Below are 15,342 nucleotides of genomic sequence, written 5' to 3'. Positions count from 1 at the left end.
TCATCACTCCCCTGCTTCTATTTTATGGTTCCGATCTCTGAGTTACAACATTTGCGTTGGCATCTGTCAAAGTGACCTTCACATTGATCTCATCAACCACCTGATATCCATCCGGCACTTCAATTTTAACTGGTACCTCGTATTCGCCGGCTGCTGTATAAGATTTCAGATCAATACTGAGATGTATTTGACTCTTATCCAGTTTATCTAAATCTTCTTCTTTTCCCTCAACCCGAACCAGAACTTCCACTTTGTCCATAACCACATTCATATTGGCAGGACTATTTTCAACTTTCATTTCATTTGTGGAAATATTATACTCTTTACTATTCAGCGGAAGTATCTTTACTGTTAAAAGAGCTGTATCATTTACGCCTGTTGCAAGTTTTATATCTTTTGGCAAAAGTTCTGTCAGATCAACTGAGAATTCACAATCAGAGGACTTACCCGAAATATCCCTCTCATCCGATTGAGGGATTGTCAGTTTGTTTCCGTTTACCGTGAATTTCTGCAGCGCCTCTTCCGAACCCACTATACTGATCTCGCTTGGTGTCGATGACACCGAATCTACCTGATACCCACTCTGCGGGCTTCCCACGTACGCATTGGAGACATCAATTGTAACATCCTTCAACATTCTCCATAATTCAACATAAACCTGGACTGTAGTGCTGGGCACATCGAATTTAAGATAAGACATCTGCTTTTCACTTAATTCATCGTGGTTTTTATCATATATCTTTAATGTAGCTTCCCGCTCACCACTTGCGCCCATACCGTCCACATTTACCTGGGCTGTCACACTGTCTATTTTTTCTATAATAGATTTTGGCCCTACAATATTGATCTTTTCCGGATTGGCAGTTATCTTTCCAACCTCGTAATTATTGTCGGGCTTAGATTCCCCTATGAGTTCCGTACTGATGATACGGTCAAGACTTTTTCGTTCATCTATTTTGATGGGAATATTTTTAGGTGTCACTTCTATATCCTCATCATCGACTCCCGCACAGGTAACCGTGACCGGCACCATAATAGGATCAGAATCCATATCAATGATCTGTGTCAGATCAGCCACGGCTGTAATATTCTCTTTGCTCAGTTTCTTGATGGTTTCACTTGCAGCCCGGATACGGACATTTACAGAGTCTTTTCCATCCACCATAAGTGCAATGTTATTCATACTTTCTATATAAGACTCATTGACAAATGTAACCGGTATATCCATGTATGTCTGGGTGATGGAAGGGTTCTCTATATTCATGACCAGCAGCCAGATCAATATGGCTATCAGCAGAGAAAGGATTTTCAAGGTAAATTTATTCATCAGACTTTTCTTCATTCTTCACCCATCCCTTCCATATTTTGCGTTTCTGTTTCTCTGCGTTGGCATTCTGCTCCTTTAACAAGATTGCTTTGAGTTCATCTCTGTTTACCCCTACAATAAGTTTGCCATGATGGGCTACGGATACCCGGCCGGTTTCTTCTGAGACAATGATCGTGATAGAGTCACTGACCTCACTGATCCCCACACCTGCGCGATGTCTGGTCCCAAGATTTTTATTCAGTTCCATATTATCTGAAAGCGGCAGATAACAGGTGGCTGCAACTACACGGTCCCCTCTGATTATAACAGCGCCATCATGAAGAGGCGTATTATGCTCAAAGATATTGATCAGGAGCTGACTTGTCACCAGAGAATCCAGATAAATACCCGTTCTGGCAAACTCGTTTAATCCTGTCTCCTCCTCGATCACGATCAAGGCCCCGGTCTTGACCTCCCCCATTTCAAAGCTGGCACGCACAATTTCATTTAATGTACGGTCACTGAATCTTCCGCTGTCCTCTTTTTTCCCGTTGTCAAACGGAAGAATGTTGCTTACGATCTTCTTATGTCCTAACTCCTCCAAAGCCTTACGCAGTTCCGGCTGAAAAATAACCAATATGGCTGTGATTGCATAACCACCTGCATTATAGACCAGCCAGAGAATGGTATTCATCTTTAAAAGGAATGCGATGAAGATAAACGCCAGGACAATCAGGATTCCTTTCAGCAGAGAATACGCCCGGGTATTTCTCACCCACAGCATGAACTGATAAACAAAAACAGCTATCAGCAGAATCTCAATAATATCGATCCAGGCTATACGGGGAAGTGTCATCTTACCCAAATACTCTTTTAAAATTACTGTAAAATTCCCCATATCTCCACCCCCTTAATTATGTATAATTCCCCTATGGGATTGTCTTTATAAGTCTTTCAGCGATTCTTCCAGCTGTTTCTCAAAATCAAAATCCTCTTCAGAAACATGCTCCACAGGAGCTGCATCCTGCACCAGATCTTCCTCTATATCTTCTTCATCCAAATCTCTGTCATCAGATTTCTTATTAGATGAAAACTTTTTCACACTCTTCTTAGTCTGTGACACCAGTGATTTCGGAACTGCTTTTACATAATATACATATTCGTCATCCTCAAACTGCGCCACTTCACTTCTTGAGTAGTCCACTCCCAGTACAAAAAATTCGATGACAAGGCCAATCACTGCGGAAACCACACCGGCAATGATAACGCTGCCCATCTCCATGCTGATACTCATGAACATACTTCCGAACAACATCAGGACGATATATACCACAGAACCCGTGACCACTGCAATCCTCCAGGAGTAGTCAAAGGAGGAGCGGCGGATAAGATATACCAGAAGGGTCACTGTGGCAAAAGCAATGATTGCCAGCCACATTTCCTGGTTTTTTACCAGTCCGTCCAGTAAGATCTGTAGTTTCTGGACAGCTTCTGTCTCTTTTCCCTGAAGCACTCCCGCCTTGTCTTTTACCAGGCGCATAAAGTAGTACAGGACCACACCACAGCCGGCAGGTACTGCGCTTGCGGGTCCCCTGAGAAGGCCACAGCCAATGGGTACCGCTGCCGGGATATGAAAGGCAAAGGAAACCGGTGTAAGCACCAGTGCCACATTATCCTTGGATGTAAACCGCAGAAATAATATCATCAGCAGGATCATTAATAGCAATGCAAAACCTGCGACTTCAATCCCCACCGCATAGCAATGGCCGATGATCAGGATACAACCCAGGATCGTCATGGCATTGATTGGCATAACAGAACACAGAAGAGCAAGGATCAGGACAACAAAAATGTTATCCAGTTTTCCCATAAAACCCAGTGTAGTGTTAATGCCTTTGAAAAGGCCGAATGCTAAAATAAACTTCAGGATCGGAAGAATCCAGGTGTCATGCTCCCCGTAAAATTCTTTGATTTTCTGTTTCAATATCAGTAACGCTGTCATGCGCCTTTCCTCCTTCCGGTCAGTCTCCCGGCTCTCTTTTCTTCTCTGTCATATATTTTTTTCAGCTGTCCCAGCTCTCTGTAATACTCTTCCACACCTTTCTGGGCACTCCTGTATTTGACAGAGCAGTAAATATACGTCAATATGCTGTAGGCCACCAGCAGTACGATATATATAATGATAATCTTAAGCCCCAATGAAAACAAATCCATCTTATGGAGATTATCCATCATATATTCGCTCTTATATCCAAAATAGACAGCCAGCAGCAACGCATAGGCAATGGTAGTGATAAAAAAGTTTTTGATCAGCGCAAGGCCTATGTAATCACTTCTGTAGTAATTGCTGATCGACAGATCTTCTCTTCCCTTACCGGATTCGTAAGCAGCTAATTTTCTCATTTTCTTGATTTTTTGTTCATTTAACATAAGCTTCCTCTACTTCCTGTGAAACAAGGATTTAGATGTCTTCACAGTGTAATTATGCAGCGTTTCCTATCGTTATGCCCAAAAAGTCTCCTGCATTTTTGACACAACAAATGTGCCACTTACTACATCTCTTAAATGGCATCCAATGTATACAACTTGCATTATAGCATAAATAAAGCAGGCGAATCAAGCCTTATCAACAGAAACCTGTGCCTATGGCTATGGTTAAAAAATATACCTGCTCTGCGCCGGCAGCTTTCAGTGCAAGGCTTACACCGTCCACAGTGCTTCCTGTGGTGTAGATGTCATCAATGATCAGTATTTTTTTCCACGGAAGCTTTGCCTGCCTCACAGCAAATGCACTGCGCAGATTGCTTCTCCTCTCCTTGTCATTCAGTTCTTTCTGTGGTTTTGTGTTGACTCTCCTGACAACCGTTTTTGTGTCTACAGGTAACTGCAGTATCCTGCCAATCTCCCCTGCGATTATTTCTGCCTGGTTATATCCTCTCTTTTCCATCCTTTTTGGATGGAGCGGAACAGGGATCAACACCTCCGGGCCCCACAGGCGGATCTGTTCCCCTGCACAGGCTGCGGCATAGCGTCCGTAAAAACGTCCGTATTCCTGCCTTTGGTGATATTTTAACTGATACAGGGATTGTGAAAGAACGGAGCCGTAAGGAAAAATACTGATTCCACGGTCATAAGAATGTTTTTTTGATGCACAGTCATAGCAGAACTCCGCCTCACGGTCAGAAAGAGGCTTAGAGCACTTGAAACAGCGCGGCCCATGTATGGGCACAAGTTTATCCAGGCATTCCCGGCATATGGCCCTTCCCCGGGGGACTGCAATGTCATGGCAGACTGGGCAGCGCCTGGGATAGACCAGATCAAGGACAAAGGAAGCTAGAAGCTTTCCTTTATCCGCAGATCCAGAGTGGTATAACGGCTTTGTTCCATCTGGTTTTTTTCCATTTCCCAAAAAGTATTTTCATCTCCTACCAGTGTCACGCACTTTCTGGCCCTGGTCACTGCCGTGTAGAGTAGATTTCTGTTCATCAGCATCCTGGGGCCTCCGAGCAGCGGTATGACCACTGCAGGATATTCGCTTCCCTGTGATTTGTGGATAGTGATCGCATACGCCAGTTCCAGCTCATCTAACTGTTTAAAGGCATACTCCACAAAACGCCCCTCATCAAACTCTACGGTCAAGGTCTCTGCAAAGGTATTGATCTCCCGCAGGATTCCCGTATCTCCGTTAAAGACACCTACGCCTTTTTCCACGGGAATGCCGTATTTACCCCGGACTTCCCACTCGGTCTGGTAATTATTCTTGATCTGCATGACCTTATCCCCCTCACGGAACAGGCCATTGCCGTGTTCTTTTTCTTTTTTATCAGGGGATGGGGGATTCAGATACTGCTGCAGGATACCATTGAGCCGTTCAACACCCAGAAGACCTTTCCGCATAGGAGTCAGGACCTGAATGTCATAGGGAGTGGCATCCACAAACTTTGGCAGCTTCTTCTGGATCAGGGTAATGACAACACTGATGATCACATTTGCATCATACCGCTTCAGAAAGAAGAAATCCATACTCTTGTTATCCAGGACAACAGGGACACCCCGGTTGATCTTGTGTGCGTTCACTACAATATCACTCTGGGAAGCCTGACGGAAAATCTTAACCAGCTCTACAACCGGAAATTTTCCGGAACGGATGATGTCTTTGAGTACACTTCCCGGTCCTACGCTTGGAAGCTGGTTTACATCTCCCACCAGGATCAGGCGTGTACCCGGCGTAATAGCCAGGAGCAGCGCGTGCATAAGAAAAATGTCCACCATGGACATTTCGTCAATGATAACAACATCCGCTTCCAGCGGATTCTGTGCGTTTCTTTCAAAATGGATACTGGCTGAGGAATCATCCGGCATTCCGCTCAGTTCCAAGAGCCTGTGTATGGTTCTGGCCTCATAACCTGTGGTCTCTGTCATGCGCTTTGCTGCCCTTCCCGTAGGGGCCGCCAGACAGATATCCAGACCTTCCAGCTCATAGTAGCGGATGATCGCATTGATCGTGGTGGTCTTTCCGGTACCGGGACCGCCGGTGATGACCAGGAGGCCGTTTCTCACAGCCTCTATGACTGCCTGGCGCTGTTTTTCATCCAGCTGGACGTTTCCGTTCTTTTCAAGTCTGGCAAGCTTTGCTTCCATCCCGGCCTCATCCACAGTATCCTCCAATGCCAGTTCTTTCAGCATCTGAGCCACATGCAGCTCAAGCTGATAATACTGGCTGGCATAGATAACAGGCTCGGGCTGCACACCCTCTCTGAGTGGGGTTTCTTTCATCACAATCTTTCTGTCTATGGCCAGATCCATAATATGTTTTTCCATATAAGGGGCTGCAACGCCCAAAAGGGCAGATGCCCGTTCCAGCAGTATGCGCTGTGGAAGGAACACATGCCCTTCTGCAGTTGCCTGCAGTAATATGTATAGAAGACCGCTTCGGATACGGTAGTCGGAATCTGTGTGGATTCCAATCCTGGCAGCGATCTCATCTGCCATCTTAAATCCCACTCCGTCTATATCCTCAGCCATCTTATAGGGATTCTCCCTTAATATGCCGTACATCTCTTGTCCGTATTGATTGAATATCTTAGCTCCCAGTGACAGGGATATGCCGTATTGCTGGAGAAACATCATGGCCTTGCGCATGTCTGCTTTCTCAGATACCTGTGCTGCGATCTCTCTGGCCTTTTTTTCACTGATCCCTTTTATTTCTGCCAGCCGCTCCGGCTCCTCCTCCACAATACGCAGTGTGTCATCCTTGAAGCGTCTGACGATCCTGGCTGCCAGAGCTGCACCAATTCCCTTGATGGCACCGGAACCCAGGTAACGTTCCATAGCCATGGAGTCCTGGGGCACTACGGTCTCATAGGAGGTGACGGAGAACTGTCTGCCATAGGACGGATGCTCCGTATAATGTCCATAGGCTTTGATGGTTTCCCCTTCACTCAGATACTGGAAACTGCCCACGCAGGTCAGCTCTTCCTCCTCAGCGATCACAACCATAACCGTGTACCCATTGTCCTCATTCCGGAAGATAATATGGTCCACATATCCTTCTATGGTTTCTTCCATATCTTACCTCTTTTGTTTTATTGTCACTGTTCAGTACCCACACAGTTACAGGCAAAAATCCATGCAAGATCACCTTTGGCGACAGCATTTTTGCTTGGCTGTGGAATGCTTTCTTACAGTCAGCACAATGTATGCGCAGACCTGCTGAATAGTTCCCGATTTATTTACCGTTTATCTTGCTCATAAGCTCCATGTACTGGCCTGTGCCGATGGCCACAGCCATGGCCGGCTCCTCAGCAACCACGGTGTTGATGCCTGTCTCCTCCTCGATGAGTGTCTCCAGGCCTCCTAAGAGCGCACCGCCGCCGGTGAGAACAATGCCTCTGTCAGCAACATCAGCCGCCAGTTCCGGAGGTGTTTTCTCCAGAATTCCGTGTATGGTCTCCATAATCTGTACAGTCGCATCTTTTAAGGCTTCCCTGATCTCCTCTGAGGTCAGAGTAACGCTTTTGGGGAGTCCTGTGATCGTATCCCGCCCTTTCACATCCATGGTCTTAGGCTGGGGATGAGGATAGACAGTTCCTATCTGGATCTTTGCATCCTCCGCAGAACGTTCCCCGATCATCAGATTATGTTTTTTTCTCACATAACGCATGATTGCCTCGTCAAAATTGTCTCCTGCCACTTTGATGGAAGTGGAGACAACAGTTCCTCCGAGGGAAATCACCGCCACATCAGTGGTGCCTCCGCCGATATCCACGATCATGTTGCCAAAAGGTCTTGTGATATCAATACCCGCCCCGATGGCTGCCGCTATGGGCTCCTCGATGATATTTACCTCTCTGGCTCCTGCCTGGTAAGTGGCTTCCTCCACTGCTTTCTTTTCTACCTCTGTCACACCGCTGGGTACGCAGATGCTGATGCGGGGTTTTCGGAAAGCTTTCTTTCCCATAGCTTTAGAGATGAAGTATTTCAGCATTTTTTCTGTCACCTCATAGTCTGAAATGACACCCTGGCGCAGGGGGCGGACTGCCACAATGTTGCCGGGGGTCCTGCCGATCATCTGTCTTGCCTCTTCTCCTACCGCTCTTATTTTATTATTATCTTTATCGTATGCAACTACGGATGGTTCCTTCAGTACAATGCCTTTTCCTTTTGCGTAAACCAGTATACTGGCCGTTCCCAAGTCGATTCCAATATCTGTCGCTGCCATAGAATACCCCTTTCTATTTTTGGATATCAGTCTTCTGCCCGGCACTTTAGTCCCGGGCCCACTGATATCCTTCATTATACCCAACTTGTCCCGAAATGAAAAGGGGCAATCAATTCAAATATTTTGACACGTAACGACCTGTGTAGGAGACAGGATTCGCCGCCACATCCTCCGGTGTACCGGTAGCTATCACGGTTCCCCCTTTATCGCCGCCTTCCGGGCCGATATCTATGATATGATCCGCAGTTTTTATCACATCCAGGTTGTGCTCAATGACAACCACTGTGTTCCCTCCCTCTGCCAAACGGCGGAGGATCTCAATGAGCTTATGCACATCCGCAAAATGCAGACCTGTGGTAGGCTCATCCAGAATGTAGATGGTCTTTCCCGTACTTCTCTTACTCAATTCTGTTGCCAGCTTGATCCTCTGTGCCTCACCGCCTGACAATTCCGTAGATGGCTGTCCCAGACGGATATAAGAAAGTCCCACATCGTAAAGGGTCTGGATCTTTCTCTTGATGGAAGGAAGGTGTTCAAAAAAGGTCAGCGCCTCCTCAACGGTCATATTCAGCACATCGTATATACTCTTTCCTTTATATTTCACTTCCAGAGTCTCTCTGTTATATCGTTTTCCCTGGCAGACCTCACAGGGGACGTACACATCGGGAAGAAAGTGCATCTCTATCTTCAGAATTCCGTCACCGCTGCAGGCCTCACATCTTCCGCCTTTTACATTGAAGCTGAATCTTCCTTTTTTATACCCCCTGGCCTTTGCGTCCGCAGTGGTTGCAAAAAGGTCACGGATCTGGTCAAAGACTCCCGTGTAGGTGGCCGGATTGGAACGGGGTGTTCTGCCAATGGGAGACTGGTCAATGTCAATGACTTTGTCAAGCTGCTCCACACCGTCAATCCCTTTATGTTTTCCGGGAATCACTCTGGCCCGGTTCAGCTTTCTTGCCAGGCTTTTGTATAAGATCTCATTGATCAGGGAACTCTTGCCCGAGCCGGAAACACCGGTAACGCAGGTCATAATTCCCAGGGGTATTTTCACATCAATGTTTTTCAGATTGTTTTCCGAAGCTCCCCGGATGGTGAGAAAACCTGTGGGTTTTCTTCTCTCCTTTGGTACAGGGATTTTCATGGCACCGCTTAAATACTGGCCGGTGATGGAATCTTTATTTTTCATCAAGTCATCCGCCGTACCGATCGCCACTAACTGGCCGCCGTGCTCCCCTGCGCCGGGACCGATATCCACAATACAATCTGCTTCCCGCATGGTGTCCTCGTCATGCTCCACGACGATCAGGGTGTTGCCCAAATCTCTAAGGTGTTTCAATGTGGCAAGCAGTTTATCGTTGTCACGCTGGTGCAGGCCGATACTTGGCTCATCCAATATATAGGCAACTCCCACAAGACCTGAGCCGATCTGGGTTGCCAGACGGATCCTCTGTGCTTCCCCGCCGGACAGGGTACCTGTTGCACGGGATAGTGTCAGGTACTCCAGTCCCACATTCATCAGAAAGCCCACTCTGGCACGGATTTCTTTTAATACCTGTTCGCCAATCATCTGCTGGGTGGGAGTGAGCTGCAGTTCATGCAAAAACACCTGCAGTTTACGGATAGACATGGACGTAACCTCATGTATATTTTTGTCTCCCACAGTGACGGCTAGGGCTTCCTTTTTCAGACGCTGGCCCTTACAGGTAGGACATGGTGTGATGCGCATAAAGGATTCATATTCCTGTTTGCTGGACTCCGAACCGGTCTCTCTGTAGCGGCGCTCCACATTTTTAACAAGCCCCTCAAAAGCCACGTCGTATATACCCTCGCCGCGCTGGCCTTTATAGTGTACCTTTATCTCTTTGCCGCGGGTTCCGTTGATGATCACGTCCTTGATCTTGTCAGGATAATCCTGAAACGGTGTATCCAGTTCAAAATGGTATTCCTCAGCAAGGGCATCCAAAATGGCCCTTGTAAAGCTGCCTTTATCCGTGCAGGACTGCCAGCCAAGAACCACAATGGCTCCCTTTGCAATACTCAGGCTTTGGTCCGGTATCATCAGATCCACGTCAAACTCCATCTTATACCCCAGTCCAAAGCAGGCAGGGCAGGCACCGAAGGGATTGTTAAAGGAAAAAATCCGAGGCTCAATCTCGTCAATGCTGACACCACAGTCCGGACAGGAAAAGCTCTGGCTGAAATTCATCTGGTTTCCATCCATAGTGTCCACAATGAGAAGTCCGTCAGCCAGATTCAGAACGTTTTCGATGGAATCTGTAAGTCGTTTTTCAATCCCCTCTTTCACCACAAGACGGTCCACAACGATTTCAATATTGTGCTTAATGTTCTTATCCAGTTTTATCTCTTCACTGAGTTCATAGAGATTGCCGTCAATCTGCACTCTCACATAACCGCTGCGCTTTGCCTGATCCAGAAGCTTTGCATGGGTACCTTTCCGGCCTCTGACCACAGGTGCCAAAAGCTGCAGTTTTGTCCGCTGGGGCAGGCTCATGATCTGGTCAACCATCTGGTCAACGGTCTGCTTTTTAATCTCTTTTCCGCATTTCGGACAGTGGGGGATACCGATCCTTGCGTAAAGAAGACGGAAATAATCGTATATCTCCGTAACGGTGCCAACTGTGGAACGCGGGTTCCGGTTGGTGGATTTCTGGTCAATGGAGATAGCCGGGGAAAGGCCTTCAATACTTTCCACGTCCGGTTTCTCCATCTGTCCCAGGAACTGCCTTGCGTAGGATGACAGGGATTCCATATATCTTCTCTGTCCTTCCGCATATATGGTGTCGAATGCAAGGGAACTTTTTCCTGAACCGCTCAGCCCGGTTAAAACCACCAGCTCATTGCGGGGGATGTCCACATCCAGATTTTTCAGATTGTTCTCGTTTGCTCCGCGTATTTTGATAAATTGGTTGTCGTGTGTTCTTACTGCCATTTCTATCTCCTTATTTTTGATCAGCGCAACAGTTTCTATAGGATTCTCATTCCGAAAAGCACCATAGCTTCTGCCTTTCGGCAGATTGGGGATGCGGTTTTCGGGGAATGTATGTTTGTTTTTATGCTATCTGCCATTATATCACAGGCTATGTGTATTTGCAAACATATGTTCAGAGAGATTTTTAGGAAATGTTGGGGGAAAACAGGGATTTTCTGGGCCGGGTTACGGCAAGGGGGACGGGATGTTGGGGAAGTCTGCGGGCCTCCTCTGGCAGCCAGCTTCGTTCCCCTTCAACTAAGCGCTAACTCCGACTAAGACGCTCAGCAAAGGCTTCGCGCCAAGTCTCCATAAGCGCTGGATTTTCAGGCTCTCTACCGCAATGTCTGCCAGAGGAGGCCCGCAGACTCCCCCAACATCCCTGGTTTTCTCTTCCGACAGATATAAAATGCATAGGTTCTGCTTTTAGAAAGACTAAAAGCAAACTACATTCTACATGCAGGACCCCTGTCTAAACCAATTGCGTACAAAAAAGGCCCCCGCAAACGCGGCAAGCCTTTTTACTTTTTATCATACAGACGCATGCTGTACATAGGTTCTGCATTCTTCTTTATTTTTATTCTGATGCTCAGAACAGATATACTGCATGATGTCTCTTCTTGTGACAATACCTATAAAATTCTTCTGGTCATCAATAACCGGTACGAAATTCTGCCGCATGGCCTTGTCCAGCAAATCTTCCATATCGGAATCCACGCGAACGGGTGTATAGTTAGCCCGGCGCTTGAATGCTGTGATGGGAATCTCCTCCGCAGCTTTCAGATTCAGGTCGCCGCGGTTCTTTAGTCCCCAAAGTAAATCCCCTTCTGTAATTGTCCCCACATATTTACCATTCTCCCCGATAATCGGAATGCACGAATACCGGTGATATTCCATCTTTTCCAAGACCTGCCTTAAACTGTAGGTGTCATAGATATAGGCCACATCACTCTTCGGAGTGAGAAAAAATAAAATATTCATTATACCCTCCCAAAATGTCATGCAAAACGGTCAGAGATCCCCGCCGTTTCATCATATATTACCTTCCTTTATTCTGACACATTCTATATTAATTTTCCAGAGATAAACTGTAAAACTTTATTAAATTTCTATAACCTATGTTCATAAAATATTACTGTTCACTCCGTGTCCGGTAACACGCTTCACGACGCACAGATATGGAGCATTCTACCCCATATCGCGCTGCCTGCCTCAGGATTTTCATGCTTCCGGCATGAAAACGCCTCCCGGTACAGTGGCCTGTAAACAGTAACCATTAAAAGTCACTGCCTGCAGAAATCTGTACAGGTCAGTCAAATAGGAACTCGGAGAGGACTGTATTGCTGAGGAGCACCCCTTCTTCTGACAGATACAGCCTGTCCTTTTTCTCCAGGAGCATTCCATTTGACAAAAGTTTTTCCAGAGCTTTTTCATAGACCAGTTCTATATCTCTGCCAAAAATACGGCGGAATTCTTTTTTGGATATACCCCTTGTTTTGCGAAGCCCTAAGAACATAAATTCTTCTATCTGCTGCGGTTCCTCCAAAAACTGTACATCTGTGCGCATGGTCTTCGGCTCTTTGCATTTTTCCAGATATGTATTCATATCCCTGGTATTGCTCATACGCATGTTCCTCACCATGGATGCAGCGCCGAGGCCAAGCCCCAGATAGTCCCCCCTTTCCCAGTATTTCAGATTATGCCGGCATTCTCTGCCTTCCTTCGCATAATTTGAGATCTCATACTGGTGAAATCCGTACTCTCCCAGCACCTCTTCCGTCGTCTCATAGATAGCTCTGCTCATCTCCTCGTCCGGAAGCAGTTCAGGATGTCCTGCATACGCTTCATAAAACGGGGTGCCTTCCTCCAGGATCAGCTGGTATACGGAGATATGTTCCGGGGAGAGTTTTGCTGCTGTTTCCAGTTCCTCTGCCCAGGACTCTTTTGTCTGCCCCGGCAGGGAGGAGATCAAATCCAGGTTGATGTTTTGAAAACCGGCCTCTCTTGCCAGACGGAAGCTTTCCAGGAACTCCTCAAACGTGTGGATCCTTCCAAGCAACTTTAAATTGCTGTTTCTGACTGACTGCAGTCCCATGCTCAGTCGGTTGATGCCGCAGTTTTTGTATGCCTGCAGTTTCCCGGCCGTTACGGTGCCGGGATTCATCTCCATGGAAATCTCCGGCATTTTTTCTATTTCAAAGGTATCCCTGATCGCCCCAAATATCCGCTCTGTCTGGTCTGCTTCCAGACAGGAAGGGGTTCCCCCTCCCACAAAAACAGTGGAAACCCTGTATCCTTTCGCAAAATCACCGTAGCTTCGGATCTCTTTTTCCAAAGCCTGTACATAATTCTCTTTCTCCTCCCCGCTGCCTGCTGCGGATAAAAAGTCACAGTATCCGCATTTTTGCATGCAGAAGGGGATATGAAGGTACAGCCCCAAATCTTTTTTCATCTTATCTTCTCCTGTAATCTCCCAAATCCTATTTATCGTCCAGCTTCAGGACACTCATGAAGGCCTTCTGCGGAATCTCTACATTTCCGACCTGGCGCATACGCTTCTTTCCTTCCTTCTGTTTCTCCAGAAGTTTTCTCTTACGGGAAATATCACCGCCGTAACATTTGGCAAGTACATCTTTTCTCATGGCCTTCACGGTCTCACGTGCAATGATTTTGCTGCCGATGGCTGCCTGGATGGGAATTTCAAAGAGCTGGCGCGGAATCTCTTCTTTCAGCTTCTCACACATTTTCCTGCCGCGCTCATAGGCGGACCCTGCAAACACAATGAATGACAGTGCATCCACTTCCTCTTTATTCACCAGGATATCCAGTTTTACAAGGTCACTGCGCTCGTAACCCAGCATCTCATAATCAAAGGACGCATACCCTCTGGAACGGGATTTCAGGGCATCAAAGAAATCATAGATTATTTCATTCAGCGGCAGGTGGTATTTCAGCAGCGCACGGGTAGTCTCCATATATTCCATTCCCTGATACTGCCCGCGGCGCTCCTGGCACAGATCCATGATCGGACCGATGAACTCTGTGGTCACCATAATCTCCGCTTTCACCATCGGTTCTTCCATGTACTCAATCTCAGAGGGGTCCGGAAGATTGGAGGGATTTGTCAGCTCTATCATCTCACCGTTTGTTTTGTGTACCTTGTAGACAACGCCCGGCGCAGTTGTGATCAGATCCAGATTGTACTCCCGTTCCAGACGTTCCTGAATGATTTCCAGATGAAGCAGACCCAGAAAGCCGCAGCGGTATCCAAATCCCAGCGCCACCGAGGTCTCCGGCTCAAACTGCAGGGAGGCGTCATTTAACTGAAGCTTGTCCAGGGCATCTCTCAAATCCTGATATTTTGAACCATCTGCAGGATATACGCCGCAGTATACCATGGGATTTACCTTTTTGTAGCCCGGAAGGGGTTCTGCACAGGGATTCTCGTCGTCGGTTATGGTATCACCCACCCGGGTATCCTTCACGTTTTTAATACTTGCAGTGATGTAGCCTACCATGCCGGCAGACAACTCCTCACAAGGCAAAAACTGTCCTGCCCCGAAATATCCCACTTCCACCGCTTCCTCCACAGCGCCTGTTGCCATCATGCGGATTTTCGTTCCCTTTTTCACGGTACCCTCTTTGATCCTGCAAAATACAATGACCCCTTTATAAGAATCATAGACAGAGTCAAAAATAAGAGCCTGCAGAGGCGCCTGGGCTTCTCCTTTTGGAGCAGGTATCTTCTCCACAATCTTCTCCAGAACCTCCTCAATATTCAGTCCCATTTTTGCAGAGATCAACGGCGCATCCTGGGCTTCTATGCCTATAACGTCCTCGATCTCGTTCTTCACCCGGTCCGGTTCCGCGCTGGGAAGGTCGATTTTATTGATGACCGGAAATACATCCAGGTCATGGTCCAACGCCAGATAGACATTTGCAAGGGTCTGGGCCTCGATCCCCTGTGCAGCATCCACCACCAAAATGGCGCCGTCACAGGCGGCCAGGCTTCTGGACACCTCATAATTAAAGTCCACATGGCCCGGCGTGTCGATCAAATTAAAAATATATTCCTCCCCGTCCTTTGCCTGGTAGACAATACGGACAGCCTGGGACTTGATGGTGATGCCTCTCTCCCTCTCCAGATCCATGTTGTCTAAGACCTGTGACTGCATTTCCCTCTCAGTCAAAAGACCGGTCTTTTCAATGATCCGGTCCGCCAGGGTGGATTTTCCATGGTCTATATGTGCGATGATACAAAAATTACGGATTTTGCTCTGGTCAACTCCTGCCACTGCTTGATTCCTCCTGTTGTTTATCTCTATC

11 protein-coding genes are annotated in these 15,342 nt (G+C 47.1%); all 11 read right to left on the bottom strand.

Annotated features, from left to right (window positions below):
* Positions 1–22 precede the first annotated feature (22 nt).
* A complete protein-coding gene (locus CI595_RS13320) occupies positions 23–1,342 on the bottom strand; it encodes a CdaR family protein (protein ID WP_095173853.1) in 1,320 nt (439 codons plus the stop codon).
* On the bottom strand, positions 1,320–2,204 hold the full coding sequence (cdaA, locus tag CI595_RS13315; RefSeq protein WP_095173851.1) for a diadenylate cyclase CdaA: 885 nt from the start codon (positions 2,202–2,204) through the stop codon (positions 1,320–1,322). The genes CI595_RS13320 and cdaA overlap by 23 nt, the downstream gene beginning before the upstream one ends.
* A gap of 45 nt (positions 2,205–2,249) precedes the next feature.
* On the bottom strand, positions 2,250–3,308 hold the full coding sequence (locus CI595_RS13310) for a hypothetical protein (RefSeq protein ID WP_095173849.1): 1,059 nt from the start codon (positions 3,306–3,308) through the stop codon (positions 2,250–2,252).
* A complete protein-coding gene (locus tag CI595_RS13305) occupies positions 3,305–3,736 on the bottom strand; it encodes a hypothetical protein (protein WP_095173847.1) in 432 nt (143 codons plus the stop codon). The genes CI595_RS13310 and CI595_RS13305 overlap by 4 nt, the downstream gene beginning before the upstream one ends.
* Before the next feature lie 196 nt (positions 3,737–3,932).
* The gene (locus CI595_RS13300) at positions 3,933–4,622 is read right to left on the bottom strand and encodes a ComF family protein (RefSeq protein ID WP_095174342.1); all 690 of its coding nucleotides are present in this window, start codon (positions 4,620–4,622) and stop codon (positions 3,933–3,935) included.
* A 17-nt stretch (positions 4,623–4,639) separates the two neighbouring features.
* Positions 4,640–6,874, bottom strand: a complete 2,235-nt coding sequence (recD2, locus tag CI595_RS13295) for an SF1B family DNA helicase RecD2 (RefSeq protein ID WP_095173844.1) — start codon at positions 6,872–6,874, stop codon at positions 4,640–4,642.
* A gap of 160 nt (positions 6,875–7,034) precedes the next feature.
* Complete coding sequence (gene mreB / locus CI595_RS13290) at positions 7,035–8,027, bottom strand: rod shape-determining protein (RefSeq protein ID WP_095174341.1); 993 nt, start codon at positions 8,025–8,027, stop codon at positions 7,035–7,037.
* A gap of 109 nt (positions 8,028–8,136) precedes the next feature.
* Positions 8,137–10,977: an excinuclease ABC subunit UvrA gene (gene uvrA / locus CI595_RS13285; protein WP_095173842.1), complete on the bottom strand. Its 2,841-nt coding sequence runs from the start codon at positions 10,975–10,977 to the stop codon at positions 8,137–8,139.
* Between the two features lie 570 nt (positions 10,978–11,547).
* Positions 11,548–11,997 carry a CBS domain-containing protein gene (locus tag CI595_RS13280; RefSeq protein ID WP_095173840.1) on the bottom strand — a complete coding sequence of 150 codons (450 nt, stop codon included), beginning with the start codon at positions 11,995–11,997 and terminating at the stop codon, positions 11,548–11,550.
* A 328-nt stretch (positions 11,998–12,325) separates the two neighbouring features.
* On the bottom strand, positions 12,326–13,468 hold the full coding sequence (gene hemW, locus CI595_RS13275; protein WP_095173838.1) for a radical SAM family heme chaperone HemW: 1,143 nt from the start codon (positions 13,466–13,468) through the stop codon (positions 12,326–12,328).
* 28 nt (positions 13,469–13,496) lie between these two features.
* Complete coding sequence (lepA, locus tag CI595_RS13270; protein WP_095173836.1) at positions 13,497–15,311, bottom strand: translation elongation factor 4; 1,815 nt, start codon at positions 15,309–15,311, stop codon at positions 13,497–13,499.
* Positions 15,312–15,342 lie beyond the last annotated feature (31 nt).

The sequence above is a fragment of the Blautia hominis genome (assembly GCA_002270465.1).
GTDB lineage: Bacteria > Bacillota > Clostridia > Lachnospirales > Lachnospiraceae > Blautia > Blautia hominis.
Note: the sequence above shows the minus strand (reverse complement) of the source record. Positions and strands in the feature narration are given on the sequence as shown.